Consider the following 20,690-nt stretch of genomic DNA (forward strand, 5'->3'; position numbering starts at 1 on the left):
CCGATTTTTTCGGGTTTTTTTTGCTTAATACGCAACCTTTACCGGTTTCCTGCATCTAAAGAACATAAGTGGAAATTATATTTAGAAACGATTTATGAAAAAGCTGTTAGTATTGCTTGCTGTAATAGGTATAGCAGTCGCCTGTACCGATGAACCTGATACCCTAAAATTCCATGTGGCATTTGTACCTGTAATAAGCGTGGAAATGCCGGAAGAAATGATATTCGGACAAACGTATGAGATTAAGGTAAAATACAAAAGGCCCAATGATTGCCACTATTTTGATGGTTTTTACCATGATCCCAATAACACTTCGGCAGAGATTATAGCCGTACAAACCCTTGTTATAGAAGATGCGCAATGCGCACCTTTGGACGGGTTGGAACCGGATGAGTCTTCATTTGATTTTACCTGTTCTTCTACCTATGCCGGCACCAGTTACCTCTTTAAATTTTATAAGGGCGATGACGCGCAGGGCAATCAGCAATTTCTTGAAATAGAAGTACCAGTCCATCAATAAACCAAATAAATGGAACTCATTGGGGTTAGAGCAACTCATACAGGATTGTCAGAAGGACAGCATAAAGGCACAGGAACAGTTATACAGGCTATTTGCCACAAAGCTGTTTGCGGTGTGCCTCAAGTATTCGCGCAATTATGAGGATGCACAGGACAGCCTTCAGGATGGCTTCCTGCTTATATTTAAGAAAATAGGCCAGTACCAGTTTAAAGGGTCCTTTGAAGGGTGGGCAAAGAGAGTGATGGTGAATAACGTGTTACAGCGGTACCGCACAGAGGGGGTTTTTGAGATCGTTAGTGAAAACATTCCCGACGAACCCGATATAGAAATTGAAGAAGAATCGGTAAGCATGGAGTTCCTGGTCGCTATAATACAGGCACTGCCGGACAGGTACCGGATGGTTTTCAACCTGTATGTGATAGACGGGTATTCGCACAAAGAGATTGCAGAGATGCTGGGCATTACCGACGGCACTTCGAAATCGAACCTCGCACGGGCGAGAATGATATTAAAGGAAAAAATTGAAACGCAGCAGGGAAATAGTTTACCTTCAGCAAAATGAATGAACAAAAGAACATAGACAGACTATTCCGGGAGAAGTTCAAGGACTTTGAAGCGGCGCCTCCTGAATTTGTTTGGGAAAACATTGAGGAAGTGCTCCGGGAAAAGAAAAAAAGAAGGGTTATCCCATTGTGGATAAGGCTTTCGGGTGTGGCAGCGGTTTTAGTTGCGGGAACATTTTTTATGTCACCCTACTATAGCGGCATTGACTCCAATGATAATCCGGTTGTGATAGATAAAAATGGCAACAAACGTATTTATCCTACCGATAATCCGGTACAGAACCACGAGACAATTATTGGCGGCAGCCAAAAAAATAAAGATGGTGCAAATTCGGCTGTGGCATCGGGAGATGATGCGTCAGGGAATAAAGGCGATCACAAAACAAATACTACAGAGAGCACAGGCGCTCCTGCAGCCGGAGCCAAAAAACACGGAAGCACTGCCTTTGAAAACAATACTAATGCTGTAGCCCATGATGATAAATCGGGAACAACGGGAAATAATAAGCGTAACACTAACACACACAATAAAAACATAAGGCAGGCGGCAGGCGCACACAACAATGGAGCCGTTGCCCATAATCCTGCCGCGCAAAAAAACAAACCCGGAAAAAGCAATAGCAATAATACCATACAGGAAATACAGGACCTTGCGGGAAAATCAGGAAACAGTGGGAATGCGGTGGCAGCCGGAACTGGTAAAAACCCTTACAAGCAACCGGAATCTCAAAACACCGTTATTCCAAATAATTCAGGACAGGAAAGCGGGATCATTAAAAAAGATATCCCTATAGACGAAGCCATAGCCGAAACTCCTGTGGATACCACTTCGGCCCTGCTTCCGGAAAATGAGCTTGAAAAACTATTGCAGGACAAACTAAAGGGCAAACCTGACGAAGAAAAAGCTGTGGCCGAAAATAGTGGCGGCAAATGGAACATCAAGCCACAGGTAGCACCCGTGTTTTATAATTCACTGTCGCAAGGTTCGCCGATAGACGGCGAATTTGCCGGTAACAGCAAAAGTTTCAATAATGACCTGAGCTACGGTATAGGTATCGATTACGCAGTAAACGACAGGCTTTCCATACGTTCGGGCATTAATACCGTAAACCTTAATTATTCGACCAACGATATACAGTTTAGCGCATCGCTCAATGAGCAGACCAACAATGTTTCGACAAATGCCAAAACAGCAAATATAGTAGTAACACCACGAAATTCTGTCCCGGAAAATCCAAATATTGCATTAGGTTCCTTGTCAAGCCAAAGTTTCAACGGCTCCATGGTGCAGAGGACAGGCTACATTGAAGTGCCTGTAGAAATGTCGTATGCGTTGGTAAACCGTAAATTTGGCATCGACCTTATTGGGGGTGTGAGTACACTCTTCCTTAACGAGAATAATGTGAGCGTAGTTTCCACACAGGGTTATAGTACCGAAGTGGGCGAAGCGCAAAACCTTAACAGCATACATTTTAGTACTAATGTCGGCCTGGGTTTTAAATACCGTTTCTGGAAATCGTTCCAGGCTAATTTTGAACCTACGTTTAAATACCAGGTCAATGCCTACAGCAGGGATGCGGGTAACTTTAAGCCGTACTTTATCGGCCTTTACTCAGGCATAAGTTTTAGTTTTTAAGCTTGTTGGTTAGCTTAAGACTTTTTAGGTAGTTCATCAGCGCTCCGGGAACGGGGCGCTTTTTTTATCTTCACAAAGGGCAATAAAGAAAATAATTTTTTGGGCGCGCCACACCCCTGCTGCTTCCAACGCCGTGGCCGGGCTGTACGCTCTATCTCCCTTGCTTCGCCGGGAGGATGCCGCTTCCATCCCTCGCGCAAGGGCCTCACCCCACCCCCTTTCCAAAGGAGAGGGGAGCAGGACGTAAAACAGATATGAGATACTTAAATATTTAAAATACGATTTAACTGCGCCTATAACTTTTTCGAAAATTTCAGCAATTGCCTGTAAATGATCTGGCGCACTTTATCCTTCAGCCCTTTTTTATCCTCTAAAGTCAGGCCTTTGGTTTCAACGAAAGTGTGAACCTTGGCACGCATCCTGCCCGGGCTGCCACTGAAGAATTTAAAAGAGAACCGCTTCTTATTGTCAGGAAACGTCATAGGTACAATCGGTATCTGGTGCTCTATTGCCAAACGGAAAGCTCCATCCTTGAACTCGTCGAGCATCACGATTTCATCATCCGGCACCCCACCCTCCGGGAATATGCAAATGCTAAGCCCCTGCTCAAGCCTCAGCTGCGCGCGTTTGAATACTTCGAACCGGCTTTTGGAACTGTTTCTGTCCACTAATATGCAGGTACGCTTATAGAAAAACCCGAAGATGGGTATTTTGGCAAGTTCTTTTTTACCGACAAATACAAACGGGTTTTTGGTTATCGCCAGCATCAGCATAATATCGGTCATAGATGTGTGGTTGGCAACCAGCATGTAGCTTTTACCTTTTTCGAGTTCCTGTTCGCGCTCTACAGTATAGGGTAAGCCCATCCCAAAAAGGATAAGTTTGGCCCAAAAGCGCGCAAGGATGAAAAACTGCGGATATGTTTTCTCCGAGAGGATGGAAAGTATGAGCAGTGGCGACAATATAATAATGGGTACACCCATAAGGATGTAAAACCAAATCCGCCACAGCGTCCATAATATATACCGCACTATTTTCATACCTGCCAAATGTAAGAATTCAATTCCTATGTTTTACCCAAAACCCTTACCTTTGTACAAAATTCAGATCACTGTTACGATGGCAAAAATACTAACCGGCATACAAAGCACCGGCACCCCGCATCTCGGCAACCTTTTGGGCGCAATCATTCCGGCCATAGCAATGGCTAACAATCCTGAAAATGAGTCCTTCCTTTTTATAGCCGACCTTCATTCTGCTACGCAGATCAAGGATGGCAAAACACTTCGTGAAAATACCTACAGCGTGGCTGCCACCTGGCTTGCCTGCGGGCTTGACATTAATAAGGTGGTATTTTACCGCCAAAGTGATGTGCCGCAAACGGCTGAGCTGTCGTGGTATTTGAGCTGCTTTTTCCCTTTCCAAAGGCTAACGCTGGCCCATTCTTTTAAGGATAAAGCCGACAGGCTGGAAGATGTGAATGCAGGCTTGTTTACCTACCCGATGCTTATGGCGGCAGATATATTGTTGTATGATGCCAACTTCGTTCCTGTAGGTAAAGACCAGTTACAGCACATAGAGATCACCAGGGATGTGGCATCGCGTTTTAACCACCAAATGGGTGAAACATTCGTACTGCCGGAACCTATAAGCAGTGATGACACAAAAATAGTTCCCGGTACCGATGGTGAAAAGATGAGCAAGTCGCGCAATAACTTCATCAATATATTCCTGGATGATAAAGCGCTGCGCAAGCAGGTAATGGGCATCCAGACCGACAGTACACCACTGGAAGACCCTAAAAATCCGGACACCGATAATGTGTTTGCGCTTTATAAGTTATTGGCATCAGCTGAACAGATTGAAGCTATGAGAGCGAATTACACCGGCGGCAATTATGGCTACGGCCATGCCAAACAGGCACTGTTTGAACTCATAACAGAAACCTTTAAAACCGAGCGTGAAAAATATTCTTACTACATGGCCAACCTCCCTGAAGTGGATTCTGCCCTTAAGGCAGGCGCTGCGAAGGCTGCTATTGTAGCGAATGGCGTATTAGCAAGGGTAAGGGAGAAACTGGGGTACGAGGCCCCCTAACCCCCAAAGGGGAATTAGCCGCAATCGTGGTTTCGGTTTTTAGTTGAACGCAATTATGTAAAGACCCTAATGGTTAAAATCATTAGGGTCTTTTTATTTGTCATTCTGAACGCAGCTTGCGGAGTGAAGAATCTCAAAGCCAACAAAGAAGCCAAAAGCTTCTTCCTTAGCCCTGATGAAAGCGGCATCCCCGACGCAGGAGGGATATAGCGGACAGCAGGAACATGGTTGGCTGAAAAGCACTGGCCTTTCGCTTCTTAGAAAGATTGCTTCGTCGTTCCTCCTCGCAAAGACAGGTGATGGTAGTGTATTTTGTTATCTAATAGAGATTCCTCAACTCCGCAAGCTGCGTTCGGAATGACAAACGGGACAAGACTGAAAACTGCGATTGCGACTGGAACTATCATATAGCTTCAAACAGTTTCCCCGGCAGCGGCCTGATGACCCCTTTGAGTTCCATAGTTAATAGTAATGAGGAAAGCCTGAAGATGGGCATTTCGCATTCGAGCGCAATTATATCCATAAGTTCTTTGCCCTTTTTTTGAAGGTAGTCATAGACTTTTTGTTCTTCGGCCTCCAGCATTACGAAAAGTTGTTTCTGTACGGGTTTTGACTTTTTATCCTCCAGTTCCCAGTTGAGCATGTATATTAGGTCGGCGGCACTGGTGAGCAGGTTGGCGCGCTGGCTTTTTATAAGGTTGTTGCAGCCCATACTGTATTTGTCGGTCACGCGGCCCGGTACGGCAAAAACATCACGGTTATAATCGTTGGCAATATTGGCGGTAATCAGCGAGCCTCCCCTGTCTGCGCTTTCTATAATGACCGTAGCCTCCGACAGTCCGGCTACAATACGGTTGCGCCTTACAAAATTTTCTTTATCGGGATTGGAAGTGCTCCAGAATTCGGTAAAGAATCCGCCATTCTCTTCCATCTTTGCCACATATTTCTTGTGTACTTTCGGGTAGACCTGATTAAGGCCATGCGCTACTACACCTATCGTTTGCAGGTTTTGCTCCATGGCAATCGTGTGGGCGTGGATGTCTACCCCATAGGCAAATCCGCTAATTATTACAGGGTCAAGTGGTGCAAGATCTTCAAGTAACTTACGACAGAAGTCAGCGCCATAAGAAGTCATTTGGCGTGTGCCAACAATGCTGATGGTTTTGCGGCTTTGCAGGTTGATGTTGCCTGAAGAGAACAACAGCACCGGGCCGTCTATGCAGTGCTTTAGTCTTTCGGGATAATCCGCCTCAAGATAAAAGAGTGGCATTGTTCCAGAAGTTTTAATGAATTTCACTTCGGCTTCTGCCAATGCAAATACATTCTTGTTTTTCAGGTTGTTATAAAGTATCTCGCCAATCCCTTCTATAGCCAGGATTTGTGATCTCTTTGCATTGAAGACCCCTTCGGCCGAGCCGCAATGGTTTATCAGCCGTTTGGCGACTATATCTCCCACACCTTCTACACGCAGAAGGGCAAGGGTGTTAAGTAATTCGTTATCAGTCATTAATACAGTTTTACAGGCGTTTATTCAATTCTTTTGGCATTGTTAATAAAATTTGTGGATAAAATTTTGGTTTCACCCGTGAATGGTTAATTTTGTTTCTATGATGATAGAAAAACATATATCGGCTTTATTATATCGCTACCAGTGCGTTACCGTTCCGGGCTTCGGCGCATTCCTTACCGAAATCCGCACCGCACAGCTGGATACTGCCGCAAATACCTTCTATCCTCCTAAAAAACTAATTTCATTCAATGCGAATTTAAAAAATAATGACGGGCTTTTGGCCAACCATATCGCATTGCAGGAAAAAATTTCTTACACACAGGCTGTGGCCAACATCGAACAGGTTGTAGACACATGGCTTTCCAGGCTTTCGCAAAGGGAAACCCTCGGGCTAAAGAACCTTGGCGAGATGTCCTGCAACCTTGAAGGCAGCCTTGTTTTTGCTCCCGATACACCCATCAATTACTTTACGGATGCTTTTGGTTTAACCGCCGTTGTATCTCCAGCCGTTAAAAGGGAAGTGTACAAACAGCAGGCCGAAGCTATTGAAGAATTGGCGCCGGTTATATTTACACCGGAAAGGAAAAAGGATTATTCGTACCTGAAATATGCCGCAGTGTTTGTTCTAATGGCATCTGTTGGCGGGGCAGGCTTCAAAATGTACCGCGACAATGAAGTTGCGACCCAGACGCTGCTTGTGGAAAATGCCGTACAGGAAAAAGTACAGCAGAAGATTCAGCAGGCTACTTTCTTTATAGAGAACCCGATGCCGGCCGTAAAGCTTCCGGTGAAAGAGGAATATAAAGTATTGCCATACCACGTAGTTGCAGGCGCATTTAAAAGCGAAGCCAATGCCCAAAAGGCAGTACAGCAGCTAATAGAAAAAGGCTTTAAGGCCCGCATGATAGAGAAGAATAAGTTCGGATTGTATCCGGTAGTATATGGCAGCTTTGCCACCTATGCCGAGGCGCATGAAAACATGAACGAAATACACCGCACCGTAAATAAGGAAGCCTGGCTTCTGGTAAAAGAATTATAAAATCAATCCTCCGTAAGGGGGATTTTTTATAGGCCTCACCCCCGGCCCCTCTCCTTTAGACAGGGGAGGAGGACGTAAAGCAACTTTATTACGGATTTCACAAAGCGGATAAAAATCCATCCCTCAGGGTAAACGCACTACGTTCGTTCTAGGAATGTTTAGCCACGAATTACACAAATTTCCACAAATTTTTATTCTCTTTTCCACCGAGTTTAAGAGACAGGTAAAGTTCACCTATTTTAAATTTGTGAAAATTAGTGTAATTCGTGGCTTATTTTTTATGATGGGTTTACCAATAATCCGTCCTGTATTCAATGGAATTTTCTTTTCTTCTGTACTATCTTTGCCAAAAAAAAACAATGCAGCCAAAATATCCTTCTGATTCCGCTTGTATCATGACCGACCTGGTGCTGCCGGGTGAAACCAACCCATTGAATAACCTTTTCGGGGGTGAGCTCCTTGCCCGTATGGACCGCGCCGCCAGTATTGCCGCACGCAGACACTCGCGCCGCATTACGGTAACGGCATCGGTTAACCACGTGGCCTTTAACCGTGCCATTCCTTTGGGAAGTGTGGTTACTGTTGAGGCGAAAGTATCGCGCACTTTTAAATCGTCGATGGAAATATTTATAGATGTGTGGACGGAAGACCGCGAATCGGGCACAAGGGCCAAAGCCAATGAGGCCATATACACTTTCGTTGCAGTTGATGAAACCGGCCGCCCTGTAGAAGTCCCCCCTATAGAACCGCAAACCGAACTCGAAAAACAACGCTTTGAAGCCGCGCTTCGCAGGAAGCAGCTGAGCCTTGTACTTGCCGGTAAAATGAGCCCGCACGATGCTACAGAGCTGAAGGCATTATTTCAGTAATATAGTATTGAAATATAATAGCCCGGAATTATACTAATCAGCACAAATGTAATTGTGAAATTAGTATAATCCCGGGATATATCAATTTACCTATTGAACAACCCATGATGAAGGGTTGAGGCTTGTGGTATTCTGCATTACGCAGAATTTAAGTACGGTTTTACCCGATGGGCTTGTGGCTACGGTACCTATAGTTTCATTGGCATTTACCTTATCGCCCGACTTTACATTGATGCTTGCAAGGTTGTAATATACTGTAAGGTAGTTACCGTGCTGTATGTACACAATCTTATTCATAGATCCCTGGATCAGCTGTATCTTTCCTACTTCGCCACCAAATACCGCCCGTACCGAAGTTCCCGGATTGGTGGTAATATCGATACCGCTGTTATGTATTTTAAGAGTCTTATCAAGTGGGTGCGGCTGGTCGCCATAAGGCACCGATATATAGCCTTCCTTAACCGGCCATGGCAGCCTGCCTTTGTTTGCCTTGAAATTATCCGCTATCAGCCTGCCTTCTTTGGTAAGCGCAATTTTGTTCGGCTCGGCTTTTACCGCAGCTGCAATTTCTTTTTTCTCTGCTACAGTGGTTGCTTTGGCAGCGGCTTTCCTGTTGGCTTCGGCAATCGCATCCTTGATCATCTTGTCGATCTTCTTGTCGATATCCTTGGCTTCTGCCTGCATCTTTTTGATTTCGCCGGCATATTTTTTCTTGTCCTTCTGTATCGCTTTTACAAGCTTCTCCTGCTCCTCTTTGTCCTTTTTTAGTTTTTCCTTTTCCTGTTCGCTTTGGGTAAGCAACGTTTCTTTTGCTGTTTTCTGTCCGCCAAGCGTGCGATTTAGTTCTTCAAGCTGGAGGGTTTTGTTGCGTATTTCGTCTCCTTGTATTTTCCTGAAGCTGGCATATTGCTTCATATACTGTACCCTTTTATAGGCCTGCAGGAAATCCTGGGAAGACAGGATAAACATAATGCGGCTCTGCTCCGAACGGTTCTTGTAAGCCCTTACCACCATGTTGGCATAATCTTCCTTTAGCAATTTAAGCTCCCTGTTGAGCTTGTTTATTTTCAACTGGTTTGTATAAATATCATCTGTAAGCAATTTGGTTTGCTTCTGTGTAGTATTGATGAGTTTTTCGCTGAGCTTTATTTTGGCAATATTTTCCGAGATCTTGCTTACGACAGTTTTTTCCTTCTTACTTTCCGAGTTCACAAGCCCCTGGAGCGTTTTCATTTCTTTAAGGATCTGGGCTTTCCGCTGCTCCAGCTTTTTCTGCTGGTCAGTCTGGCCCCAACTCAAAGTGGTGCATCCGATAAGGAGAATAGTAAGGAAGAATCTGGTCATTTTTATTGTCTGGTTAATCTATAAATATCTGTTCGTAACCTTCGGGGACATCATAGGGGAACGAAAGTTTCTCATCAAAGGTAACCGTATTGTACTCAATTTTTATATTCACCCTGTCCTTTTGCTCAGCTTCAATCCTAATTTCTGCCGGAAGCACCGCTTTCGGATATTCTTTGTGTGCGGGATATTGTATCTCGAGGCTGCGGGGTTCCTGCCCGCCCTGAGCGACTACTTGTTTCTTAAGCAGGAAGTTGGCACCTTCAAAAAAGAATTCTTTATTAATGCTTTTGCCTTCTTTACCCTGTAGCTTGTATTGCCCATTCTCGACGCTAAACTTATAATCGCCTTTTCCGAGGTTATCCAGCGCTTCGCCAAGGAGCATATTTTCCACCTTGTTATAATCAAGCTCTGTTCCCAGCCATCGGCTCAGCATAGCATAGTTCCCTTCAAAATAGGTATTGTTTATCTTTTCGTAGTAGCTTACTTTTTTTGGGGTAATAAGCGCTTTCGCCATAGTGATCCCTAAAAAACGCACGCTTACCAATATCATCTCGCCTTTTTTGATCCTGATCTCGGCCGTAACATTCTGCGACTGCTTGCTGTCTTTGTAACTGGCATTTGCTTTTATGTACAGGGTCTGAAAATCTTTAGGTATCCTGTTATGCCCATCTATCACTTCTTTTACTGATTTGGCGCTTTCGGCCGTTACTGCCTGCTCGGGCACCACTACCTGTTTTGTTTTGCAGGAAGCAAATGCCAGTGCTATTATAAGTATTGCTATGCTCTTTCTCATTGTAATTTTTCTAACGCAATTATTTGGTTTTAGCCTGGCCGTTTTTTGCAGTTGTCAATTCCTTTTTAAAGCTGGCTTCGAGCGCCTTGTCATCAACTACAAAGTCTATCCCGTCTTCGAGCCATTTCTTAGCTTTGGCATATTGCCCTAGCCCATTGGCGCCAAGCCCTGCAAAATAATACAACCGCGCATGGGTAGGATACAGGTCAATGTAGCCTGACGACTTTTTGAGAAGCTCATCATTCCTGCCGCTTTCGGCGTAGGTATAAAGGAGCAGCTCTATAGCTTCTATATCGTCCGACTTATTGCCAAGGCTCTTTTCAAAATATTTCGAAGCTTCGGTGTATTTCTTTTTATTGAAAAAGAACTTGCCTACCTCTTTTGCAACGTCTACATTTTTATCGTCTTCAAAATACCCAACGGCTTTTTCAAGCTGTGGCGCATATTGCGGATTGCTACTGGCAAAAATAAGGAACTCGTTCAGCACCCTGTGCTTTATCTTACCGTCTATTTTTTTGCTTCCCAAAACACGGAACATCGATTCTGCTGCCGCATCGCCCTCATTTTTACTGATGTGAAACTTGAACAGGCTCACCTGTGCCCAATCGGACGACGGTATCTCTTTCTCCAGCTGTTTCGCCACCTGCTCTGCTTTCGCTTCCTGGTTGCTTTCCGAATAAAGGTATATCAGATCGATGTAATTGGACTCGGCCTTCGGGTTCTTCTTAATGGCTTCCTCAAGCGCCTCTTTCTGTGGCTTTTTATATTTGCTGTCGTTCTGGATCTGCATTTTGTAGGCTTCCCTTTTATCTGACATGCCCACCGTTGCCTCCATCTCGTTGATGAGCTCGAGCGCCTTTTCAAATTGCTGGGTATACATATACAGCGAAACCAGGTCCTCCTGGTAAAAATCCTTTTTCCACTCCATCAGCTTCTGCACAACGGGAATGGACTTGTTATAATTTTTTGTGTCGTAATATACATCATACAATCCCTGCCAGTACCAACGGTTCTTCGGGTCGATCTGGGTAGCTTTCAGGAATGCCTTTTCGGCTTCGGCATAATTTTTAAGTCCCAGATAATTTTTTCCCAGCTCATTATATAGTACCGGATTGTTCGGTTCCTTTACCACACATTTTTCAAGGGATTGTATCGCCCTGTCGTAATTCTCGATCCCTTTTTGCTTTAATGCTTCATAGAAATTATCCTGGAACTCGTCTTTAGCCAGCGCGAGCGAATCAGGCTCTGCCTGCGCGTGACTGATGAGAGGACTAAATAATGTCCCTGAAAGCACTAAACCGTAAAGAAGGATCTTTTTCATATTTGTGGCCTCACCCCTTGCCCCCTCTCCAAAGGAGAGGGGTTGTTGGAGCGAATATTTAGTTATTCCAATACCGAATAGTCGCCGATGCTGATATGGGTAAACTTACCATCGAATGTGGCATAGTTCCCTATCATGGCGTTATCCAGGTTTGCATTTTTTATTACCGAGTGCGTTTGCACCAGGCTGTTTTTTATCGTGCTGTTTTCTACCACGGTCTTATTTCCCAAAGAAACATTCGGGCCTACCGTTGCATTCTTGAGCACTACATTCTCGCCTATATAGCATGGCGGGATGATGGTTGTGTTCTCAACCGTTGCCGAATCTGCGACCATGTGCTCGCCATCAGCATGCAAAAATCCAAGCATCCTTGTGTTGGTATCTACTGTAACAGCTTTGTTGCCACAGTCCATCCATTCGTCCACTTTACCGGGAACAAATTTCATGCCCTTTATTTTCATATTCTCAAGGCCATCGGTAAGCTGGTACTCGCCGCCTTTTGTTATATTGTTGTCAAGCAGGTACTGCAATTCGTCACGAAGCGTTTCACCACTCTTGAAATAGTAGATCCCTATGATCGCAAGGTCCGAAACAAAATCCGCTGGCTTCTCAACAAAATCAACGATCTCATTCTTTTCATTAAGCTTCACCACACCAAAAGCAGAAGGGTCATTTACCTGTTTCACCCATATCACACTGTCCGCTGAAGTATCTAACGTAAAGTCGGCCCTGAATAGTGTATCGGCATAAGCCACCACAACCGGCCCGCTCATCGATTCTTTGGCGCTCATGATAGCATGTGCCGTACCCAGCGGCTGTTCCTGATAGTAGATCGTTCCTTTTGCGCCCAGCTTTTCAGCAATGGCGATCAGGTCCTTTTCTACTATGGGGCCAAAATCCTTATGTATTATAAATGCTATTTCTTCAAGGTCCTGGTGTATCAATCCGGCGATATCCTCCACCAAACGGTGTACGATAGGTTTTCCCGCAATAGGGATAAGCGGTTTTGGGATAGTTAATGTGTGAGGGCGCAGGCGTGAGCCCCTGCCGGCCATAGGTACTATTATTTTCATTGTCTTTGGGGTTATTCTTTTAAATCTATGTTATTGTTTTTTGCAGCAGTTATAAAAATATCCTTTTTGCCTTTCTGATTAAGGTCGGCATAGTATCGTTTTAAATTTTCCAGCGCATCATTTACATAAGGAGATTCGGCTTCCTTGTATAAATTATATGCCCTGAACATATAGTCCACTCCCTTTTCATATTCTTCCATTTTATAATAAATGCTCCCTGCGCCAAAGTAACCTTCAGGGTCTGTGGGATGCTTTATTGTAAAGGCTACATAGGTTTCGGCTGCTTTTTTATCATCATTCAGCAATTCATAAGCTATAGCCATATTTTGTAATGGCATAGTTCCCTCCGGATTGATATCCAAAGACTTTTGGTAGCATTTAATGGCTTCGGAATACTTATTAAGCCTACGGTAATTAAGCCCGAGATAGTTCCAGGCGGTAACAAATTTTGGATCGGCACTTACCGCTTTGCTATAGCTTACCACAGCCATATCATAGTTTTTTATATTTGTATATTGCAGCCCTTCCTCATAAAAAGCCATTGCTTTTTTATTTTCAGAAAGCACTACCTGATCCGTACCCGCCATCAGTTTTTGCACAACGACACAGTTCTTATATAAATAGGCCTGTATCTCCTTAAAGTTTTCATCAAGGGTTATGTTATATTCTTTTTTTTCGCCTGTGCCTTCCGATTTTTTAGAATCCTCGTTTACTTTAGTAAGCTGACTAAGGAGTGTGTTCCTCCGGATACATGAATTGATTTCTTCTATGACCTTTTCTTTTGCCAGGGCACCATTTATAGAAGCCGAACACTCGCAGGCCTTATCTGCAAGAGCCTTTATAGCGGCATTATCACTACTATCCTGCGACCTAGCAGCACCGCACATTATCAGCACCGCAAAAAAGCAAGACCAGGATAGAAAGTCATTTTTCATGTATTGTGTCTTTAATTACTTAACTCCGGTACTCCCAAAGCCGCCTTCACCACGCACTGTTTCGGTAAGCGTTTCCACTTCTTCCCATTCGGCGCGCTCATGTTTTGCTATTACCAGCTGGGCAATACGCTCGCCATTTTCTATGGTAAAGGCCTCACTGGATAAATTTACTAAAATTACACCAATTTCACCACGGTAATCGGCATCAACCGTCCCTGGACTGTTAAGCACTGTTATCCCTTTCTTGGCAGCAAGTCCGCTACGTGGACGCACCTGGGCTTCATAGCCTATAGGCAGCTCTATGAATAATCCTGTCTTAACAATCGTCCTGCCCAAAGGCAACAGCACTATTGGCTCGTCAAGGTTGGCTCTCAGGTCCATACCTGCCGAAGCAATGCTTTCATAATTGGGTAATGCGTGCGATGATTTGTTGATGATCTTAACCGTCATTCTTATTTATATTTTTTAATTTCTATTTTCTAATGCTGCTATCCCCTTTTCAGGAACTTTTGAAGTACCTGTTTTTCATTTTTATAAATAAGCGCCATAAACCCGATGAGCGATGCGATACCGAAAATATACGTTTCGCGCAAAATGTCTACGTAGAATGTTATTGCAGAAAGCCCTATCGAGACCCCAAGGTAAAGGGCTATCTTTTTCATGTCATACGGTATCGGGTAATACTTGTTGCCAAGCCTCCAGGAGATGAACATCATGGTGCCGTAGGCCGCGATTGTTGCAATGGCCGAACCCATGTAGCTGATGTAAGGTATCAATACGAAGTTCAGCGCCAGTGTTATAACCGCGCCTACGATCGAGATATAAGCTCCGATTTTAGTCTTATCCGAAAGCTTGTACCATACCGAAAGGTTGTGGTAGATACCAAGAAAGAAATTGGCCAGTATGATCAGCGGTACGACTTTCATTGCCTCCCAATAGGTTTCATCCTGTATGATGATGACTTTTAGCAGATCGGCAAATACAACGACTCCGAGCAATATCGCTGAACCGAAAATAACAAAGTATTTCGTGATCGTTGCATAGGTCTGCGCAGCGCTGTCGCTGCCGGAATGGCTAAAGAAAAATGGTTCTATACCAAGCCGGAACGCTGTCCCGAACAAGGTCATGAACAGTGCCAGCTTATAACATGCAGAATAGGCGCCTACCTCGCTATCGGCAATATTCGCCGGAAGGATGTAGCCCAATAATATCCTGTCAAAGCTCTCGTTAATAGCAAATGCCATACCCGCCACCAGTACCGGCAGGGAATATTTCATCATGCTTTTCCATAACGCGGCATCGAAATGCCAGGACAGCCTCAAATAATGTGGCAATAGTACCAGCAGGGTTACCAGGCTGGCTATAATGTTGGCAACAAAAACATAGCCTACCGCAAAATCCTCAACATACAAACTGGCCATAAAACCGCCCGGATGCGATGCTGCCAGCTTCGGCAGGTACAGGAGGAAGAATAGGTTGAGTCCCAGGTTTAAGGCAACGTTACCTATTTTGACCAACGCATAAAACATTGGCCTCCCTTCAGCCCGTAGTTTGGAAAAAGGTATGATGACAAGAGCATCAAGTGCTAGTACCCAAATGGTGTAGGTAATATATTCTACATCGATGTGTGATGCTTTTGCAAGGAAATCCCGAGCCAATAAAGCCCCGCAAAGGAATAGTATTGTAGACCAGAACAGGGATATCGTCGAGGTACTCAGCACTTTCTTTTTAATCTCTGTATTGTAAAACCTGAAAAAGGCAGTTTCCATGCCATAAGCCAGTATTACGTTGAACAGCACCAGCCAGGAGAAGATGATGGACACCTGCCCGTATTCGGCTTTATCCATCACATCAGGGTGCGTATATAGCGGTGTAAGCAAAAAGCTGAACATCCGCGGCACAACTGTCGCGATGCCATATATTGCGGTTTGCTTAAAGAGGTTTCTGTAGAGGCTCAAGTGGTTTGTTTAGTTAGTAACAAAAGTAACAATTTTAAAGCAATACGAAATTACATAATAGTAAAACCTATTACATCGTTATTACTCCAATAGACATTATATTTGCCCGAATATTACCCCCTATGAAATATCTTTTTCTTTTTACTTTATTATGCACCGGTTTTTTTGCCAATGCGCAAAATTATCCGGCCACCAAAAAAACGCCTACAGCGGTTACGAAGCATGGCATCTCTTATGTTGATGACTATACGTGGCTTGAATTGCAGGATAAAGATGCCGCGACATGGGTGGATGCGCAAAATAAGCTCTTTGCCAGTCATCTCGAAGAAATAAATACCCAAAAGGCGATCACTAAAAAGATAAAGGAGTATGATGCAGGTTCTTCTTATGCGCTTCCTGTGAAGCGTGAGAAGTACTATTACATAATGGTGCGAATGAATCCCGGCAAACCCCCACAACTCCACTACATGGACAAGCCGGACGGTGCCCTAAAGCCTTTGCCTAACCCGCTTAGCGATGATGATAGCAAGGCATTCGTAATCAATTATTACCCTTCGGTTAACTCCGCATATCTGGCATTCAGCATAAGCCCTAACGGAGGCGACAAGCATGATGTCAAATTTCTTGATATGAAAAAAAACCGGTTTGAAGATGATGTGCTTACCGGTATAAAATATTCCGGCATCCGGTGGAAAAATGATGAGGGCATATTTTATAAACATAATATAAACAAGACCGCGTTTGCCGCAGACAGTACATACCAGCTCTATTATCATGTTATAGGAAAGCCACAGAAGGAAGACAAATTAATATTTGATTCATCGGCTGCCAACAGCCATTTTAGTTTTGGTGTCAATGACGAGTACCTGTTCATCACTGAGGAGATAAACAACGGGAACAATAAGAATTATTACCGCCTGCACCTTGACAGCCTGTCGGGATCACCTGTCAGGTTTATTTCTAACGTCGAGGCCGACTTTGATTTTAAATATTACTATAAGGGCCGCTTTTATTATTCCACCCAACAGTATGACTGGGGTGAGTTCCGCTCCAGGAACCTGGATGGCACTGATGAAAAAGTGGTTATTCCACAATTTTATAACCAGCTGCTCACAAGTACGTTATTATTTTCAGACTTTGTTGTCTGCAAATATAAAACACCCGGCAAATACCATCTTTCGGTTTATGATAAGGATATCCATTTTATCCGCAAATACGACCTGCCACCCGGTATGGACTGCAAGGTGTACTTTTATAATGAAGAGAACAACTGCCTTTACATGAGCCTGAGCTCTTATACATTGTCTCCTCAAAACTACACGCTTAATCTGCAAACCGGCGAGTTCAAGCCTTTTTATTCTGCCACATTCAAACCAAAGCCAACGCTTTTCCCTCTGGATCATTTTGAAAGCAAAACCGTAACCTATAAAAGCCGCGATGGAAAAGATGTCCCCATTACCATTGTACATAAAAAGGGACTGGCAATGGATGGGAATAATCCCACATTGCTAAAAGCTTATGGCGGATTTGGACGCATAAGTACACCGGCCTATGATACAGGGCTGTTGTATTTCCTTGAGCAGGGAGGCGTTTTTGCGTATGCAGAAGTTCGTGGCGGTGGAGAAAAAGGGCTGAAGTGGCATGCGGGAGGACAAGGGAGGAGCAAGATAAATGCTATAAATGATGTTGTCGATGCCGCCGAATTCCTGATCGCTGAAAGATATACATCGCCTGCCAGGCTTGCGTTTACAGGAGCGTCCCACGGTGGGCTGCTGGCAACAGGCGCTATGACACAAAGGCCGGAACTGTTTAAGGTTATAATATCGGAAATGGGCGTAACAGATGTACCTTCAGCTATGCAATATACTGTGGGGAACTATCATAAAGATGAATTCGGTGATACTGCCGTTAAGGAAGATTATGAATCCATGCTTACCTACTCCCCTTATCAAAAGATAAAGGAAGACGTCAACTATCCTGTGACCTTATTGATAACCGGCGAAAATGATGACCGTGTGCCACCATTCCAGTCTTATAAGTTTGCCGCAAAGCTTCAAAACAGGACTGTCCAAAAAAATCCGGTTTATATAAAAACAAGTGGATCAGGCCATAACAAATCGCCCAACTATGATGAGCGCACTAAAAACGCTGCCGAATTTTACAGCTTTCTGTTATATCATCTTATGAAATAATAACGCTTTTTTTACTGCTGCTTCAGGTAAATGTGTCGTTAGCGTCCGTGCCCAATATCTCGGTACATCATATTCCTGCTGCAGGTGGGCCACTACATCATTTGACTTTTTCCCGATCGCTTTAAACGCATCGAGGATAGTGGTCCATTCCAATAGGTCTTCTCCCGCTTTTTCAACAGCCTGTTGGTTGGTTACGTCCCAGTATTCTTTTTTCATTTTGTAATATGTGTGCGTTGAAAGATGATAAAAACACAAAAAAAGGCTCCCCTTTCAGGAAGCCTTCTTCAACTATGTTTGTTTGTAATCTTAATTATTTAATGCCTCGGCACCACCCACGATCTCAAGGATCTCGTTGGTAATGGCAGCCTGGCGAGCTTTGTTGTAAGTCAGTTTCAGCTGGTTCCTAAGATCAGTGGCATTGTCGGTTGCTTTGTGCATTGCCGTCATACGTGCACCATGCTCAGATGCAAAAGAGTCACGAATGGCTTTGTACAATTGTGTTTTTAGCGAAAGCGGCACAAGGCTTTTTACGATCTCTTCTTTTGATGGCTCAAAAATGTAATCCGTTGCCGTTGTAGCTGCCTCAGTAGTTTTAGCCGGGGCCAACGGAAGGAACTGCTCGGTAAGCACAATCTGTGTGGCAGCATTCTTAAAGTGGTTGTACACAATTTCGATCTTGTCGTAATCGCCTGCTGCAAACTTGTCCATAAGCGACTGTGCAACATTAGCCACATTCTCAAATGTAAGCGTATCGAACAGGCTGCTCTCGTTGCCTACGATATTGCAGGTTTTCTTAAGGCCGTCATTACCTTTCTTACCGATGGCAAGCACGTCAACTTTTTTGCCTGCGTATGCATCCTGAAGGTTCTTTATCTGCTTCATTACGTTAGCATTGAAAGCGCCGCACAATCCCCTGTTGGAGGTGATCGCAACAATAAGCACCTTGTTTACGGCACGTTGCTCAGCAAATACGCCGCCGTTGTCGCTATCAAGCGTTGCGCTAAGGTTTTGCAAAAGTTCGGTAAGCTTTTCAGAATAAGGCCTCATGGCAGTGATGGCATCCTGTGCTTTTTTAAGCTTGGCTGCCGACACCATTTTCATCGCGCTCGTGATCTGCATCGTCGATGAAACTGAAGTAATCCTGTTACGTATTTCCTTTAAGTTTGCCATTGTTAATTGTTTAATGAAACAATGTAGCAACGTATCAATTGGTACATTGCCGCATTGTTAAATTGATACATTAGTATTTTGCAGAGATCTCAGCCGCGGCTTTCTCAAGCACATCTGTGATCTCATCTGTAAATTTACCTGCTTTAAGCGCATCAAGGGTACCCTTGTGTGTTGCTTTCAGATATTCTATATAGTCTTTTTCGAACTCTTTCACCTTGTTAACCGGTACGTTTCTAAGAAGGTTTTTAGAACCTGCATAGATAATTGCCACCTGGTCTTCTACAGTAAACGGATCGTTAACTGCCTGCTTAAGGATCTCAACGTTCCTGCGTCCTTTTTCAATTACGTTCAAAGTAACTGCATCAAGATCGGAACCAAACTTAGCGAACGCCTCAAGCTCACGGAACTGTGCCTGGTCAAGCTTAAGCGTACCGGCAACTTTCTTCATCGACTTGATCTGTGCGTTACCACCTACACGCGATACCGAGATACCTACGTTGATGGCCGGGCGAACACCCGCGTTGAAAAGGTCAGATTCAAGGAATATCTGTCCGTCAGTGATCGAGATCACATTCGTTGGGATATATGCAGAAACGTCACCCGCCTGTGTTTCGATGATTGGAAGCGCTGTAAGCGATCCGCCACCTTTAACGATTGGCCTTAACGATTCCGGAAGGTCGTTCATATTTTTAGCAATGTTGTCATCGGCAATCACTTTCGCAGCACGCTCAAGAAGCCTTGAGTGAAGGTAGAAAACGTCACCAGGATATGCCTCACGGCCCGGTGGCCTTCTTAGTAGAAGGGAAACCTCACGGTAAGCAACAGCCTGTTTTGACAAATCATCATAGATGATAAGCGCAGGACGGCCCGTGTCGCGGAAGTACTCACCTATCGCAGCACCTGCGAACGGAGCATAAACCTGCATCGGTGCAGGGTCAGAAGCATTTGCAGCAACAATAACGGTATAAGCCATTGCGCCTTTTTCTTCTAATGTTTTTGCGATACCTGCAACAGTCGAAGCTTTTTGCCCAACCGCTACATATATACAGAATACAGGTTTGCCTGCATCATAAAATTCTTTCTGGTTCAGGATGGTGTCGATACAAACCGTTGTTTTACCTGTCTGGCGGTCGCCAATAACAAGCTCACGCTGGCCACGTCCTACCGGGATCATCGCATCGATCGCTTTGATACCTGTCTGCATCGGCTCAGTTACCGGCTGGCGGAAGATAACACCCGGAGCTTTACGCTCAAGCGGCATTTCATAAAGCTCACCGCTTATTGGGCCTTTACCGTCAATCGGGTTACCCAGTGTATCCACAACACGGCCCACGATACCTTCACCTGTTTTAAGTGAAGCGATACGCTGTGTCCTTTTTACATTAGAGCCTTCCCTGATACCGGTTGAAGGGCCAAGCAATACTACGCCCACATTGTCCTCTTCAAGGTTCAATACAATAGCCTCTAACCCGTTGTCGAACTGTACTAACTCACCATACTGTGCGTTAGAAAGTCCGTAAACACGGGCAATACCATCTCCTACATTAAGAACTGTTCCCACTTCTTCCAATGTAGCACCCGATTCAAAACCGGACAATTGTTTCTTTAATATTGCTGAAATTTCAGCTGGTTTAATTTCTGCCATCTGATCTATAATTTAAACACTGTTG

Annotated in this window: 19 protein-coding genes; 7 read left to right on the forward strand and 12 right to left on the reverse strand. The window is 44.3% G+C overall.

The genetic code is table 11. From position 1 onward, the window contains the following. Nucleotides 1-94: 94 nt before the first annotated feature. Genes AAEO56_RS17015 through AAEO56_RS17025 form a run of 3 tightly spaced genes read left to right on the forward strand, consistent with a single transcriptional unit; the run spans nucleotide 95 to nucleotide 2,719 of the window. Nucleotides 95-520: a hypothetical protein gene (locus AAEO56_RS17015; protein WP_341698273.1), complete on the forward strand. Its 426-nt coding sequence runs from the start codon at nucleotides 95-97 to the stop codon at nucleotides 518-520. A gap of 19 nt (nucleotides 521-539) precedes the next feature. Then, a complete protein-coding gene (locus tag AAEO56_RS17020; RefSeq protein ID WP_341698274.1) occupies nucleotides 540-1,082 on the forward strand; it encodes an RNA polymerase sigma factor in 543 nt (180 codons plus the stop codon). Next, a complete protein-coding gene (locus AAEO56_RS17025; protein ID WP_341698275.1) occupies nucleotides 1,079-2,719 on the forward strand; it encodes a hypothetical protein in 1,641 nt (546 codons plus the stop codon). Before AAEO56_RS17020 ends, AAEO56_RS17025 begins: the two co-directional genes overlap by 4 nt. A 293-nt stretch (nucleotides 2,720-3,012) precedes the next feature. Here AAEO56_RS17025 and AAEO56_RS17030 read toward each other — a convergent pair whose 3' ends face one another. After that, nucleotides 3,013-3,759 (reverse strand): lysophospholipid acyltransferase family protein, encoded by a 747-nt coding sequence (locus AAEO56_RS17030; RefSeq protein WP_341698276.1) that lies wholly within the window; start codon nucleotides 3,757-3,759, stop codon nucleotides 3,013-3,015. A 79-nt stretch (nucleotides 3,760-3,838) separates the two neighbouring features. Between AAEO56_RS17030 and trpS the strand changes: the two genes are divergently transcribed. Beyond that, a complete protein-coding gene (gene trpS, locus AAEO56_RS17035) occupies nucleotides 3,839-4,816 on the forward strand; it encodes a tryptophan--tRNA ligase (protein WP_341698277.1) in 978 nt (325 codons plus the stop codon). A gap of 403 nt (nucleotides 4,817-5,219) precedes the next feature. Here trpS and dprA read toward each other — a convergent pair whose 3' ends face one another. Next, nucleotides 5,220-6,323 (reverse strand): DNA-processing protein DprA, encoded by a 1,104-nt coding sequence (dprA, locus tag AAEO56_RS17040; RefSeq protein ID WP_341698278.1) that lies wholly within the window; start codon nucleotides 6,321-6,323, stop codon nucleotides 5,220-5,222. A gap of 100 nt (nucleotides 6,324-6,423) precedes the next feature. Here dprA and AAEO56_RS17045 point away from each other — a divergent pair, with 100 nt between their 5' ends. Beyond that, nucleotides 6,424-7,365 carry an HU domain-containing protein gene (locus AAEO56_RS17045; RefSeq protein WP_341698279.1) on the forward strand — a complete coding sequence of 314 codons (942 nt, stop codon included), beginning with the start codon at nucleotides 6,424-6,426 and terminating at the stop codon, nucleotides 7,363-7,365. A gap of 359 nt (nucleotides 7,366-7,724) precedes the next feature. Beyond that, nucleotides 7,725-8,234, forward strand: coding sequence for an acyl-CoA thioesterase (locus tag AAEO56_RS17050; protein ID WP_341698280.1), 510 nt, complete (start codon nucleotides 7,725-7,727; stop codon nucleotides 8,232-8,234). 90 nt (nucleotides 8,235-8,324) lie between these two features. Here AAEO56_RS17050 and AAEO56_RS17055 read toward each other — a convergent pair whose 3' ends face one another. From AAEO56_RS17055 to AAEO56_RS17085, 7 genes are all read right to left on the reverse strand, one after another. Continuing rightward, nucleotides 8,325-9,578, reverse strand: coding sequence for a murein hydrolase activator EnvC family protein (locus AAEO56_RS17055; RefSeq protein WP_341698281.1), 1,254 nt, complete (start codon nucleotides 9,576-9,578; stop codon nucleotides 8,325-8,327). A gap of 13 nt (nucleotides 9,579-9,591) precedes the next feature. Then, complete coding sequence (locus AAEO56_RS17060) at nucleotides 9,592-10,371, reverse strand: DUF4292 domain-containing protein (protein ID WP_341698282.1); 780 nt, start codon at nucleotides 10,369-10,371, stop codon at nucleotides 9,592-9,594. A 19-nt stretch (nucleotides 10,372-10,390) separates the two neighbouring features. Beyond that, entirely contained in the window at nucleotides 10,391-11,692 is a 1,302-nt protein-coding gene (locus tag AAEO56_RS17065) for a tetratricopeptide repeat protein (protein ID WP_341698283.1), read from the reverse strand. Between the two features lie 62 nt (nucleotides 11,693-11,754). Continuing rightward, complete coding sequence (locus tag AAEO56_RS17070; RefSeq protein WP_341698284.1) at nucleotides 11,755-12,765, reverse strand: sugar phosphate nucleotidyltransferase; 1,011 nt, start codon at nucleotides 12,763-12,765, stop codon at nucleotides 11,755-11,757. An 11-nt stretch (nucleotides 12,766-12,776) separates the two neighbouring features. Next, a complete protein-coding gene (locus tag AAEO56_RS17075; RefSeq protein ID WP_341698285.1) occupies nucleotides 12,777-13,700 on the reverse strand; it encodes a tetratricopeptide repeat protein in 924 nt (307 codons plus the stop codon). Between the two features lie 15 nt (nucleotides 13,701-13,715). Continuing rightward, entirely contained in the window at nucleotides 13,716-14,150 is a 435-nt protein-coding gene (dut, locus tag AAEO56_RS17080; RefSeq protein WP_341698286.1) for a dUTP diphosphatase, read from the reverse strand. A 38-nt stretch (nucleotides 14,151-14,188) separates the two neighbouring features. Beyond that, the gene (locus AAEO56_RS17085) at nucleotides 14,189-15,658 is read right to left on the reverse strand and encodes an oligosaccharide flippase family protein (protein WP_341698287.1); all 1,470 of its coding nucleotides are present in this window, start codon (nucleotides 15,656-15,658) and stop codon (nucleotides 14,189-14,191) included. Between the two features lie 122 nt (nucleotides 15,659-15,780). Between AAEO56_RS17085 and AAEO56_RS17090 the strand changes: the two genes are divergently transcribed. Beyond that, the gene (locus AAEO56_RS17090) at nucleotides 15,781-17,850 is read left to right on the forward strand and encodes a prolyl oligopeptidase family serine peptidase (RefSeq protein WP_341698288.1); all 2,070 of its coding nucleotides are present in this window, start codon (nucleotides 15,781-15,783) and stop codon (nucleotides 17,848-17,850) included. On the opposite strand, the gene AAEO56_RS17095 is transcribed toward AAEO56_RS17090, so the two are convergent. The 3 genes from AAEO56_RS17095 to atpA all read right to left on the reverse strand — a co-directional run bounded on the left by AAEO56_RS17095 (nucleotide 17,830) and on the right by atpA (nucleotide 20,665). Continuing rightward, nucleotides 17,830-18,066, reverse strand: a complete 237-nt coding sequence (locus AAEO56_RS17095; protein WP_341698289.1) for a hypothetical protein — start codon at nucleotides 18,064-18,066, stop codon at nucleotides 17,830-17,832. The genes AAEO56_RS17090 and AAEO56_RS17095 overlap by 21 nt on opposite strands. 90 nt (nucleotides 18,067-18,156) lie before the next feature. Next, nucleotides 18,157-19,020 (reverse strand): ATP synthase F1 subunit gamma, encoded by an 864-nt coding sequence (gene atpG, locus AAEO56_RS17100; protein ID WP_341698290.1) that lies wholly within the window; start codon nucleotides 19,018-19,020, stop codon nucleotides 18,157-18,159. A 70-nt stretch (nucleotides 19,021-19,090) separates the two neighbouring features. Beyond that, a complete protein-coding gene (gene atpA, locus AAEO56_RS17105) occupies nucleotides 19,091-20,665 on the reverse strand; it encodes a F0F1 ATP synthase subunit alpha (protein WP_341698291.1) in 1,575 nt (524 codons plus the stop codon). Nucleotides 20,666-20,690 lie beyond the last annotated feature (25 nt).

The organism is Flavobacterium arundinis (assembly GCF_038289855.1).
GTDB classification, from domain to species: domain Bacteria; phylum Bacteroidota; class Bacteroidia; order Flavobacteriales; family Flavobacteriaceae; genus Flavobacterium; species Flavobacterium arundinis.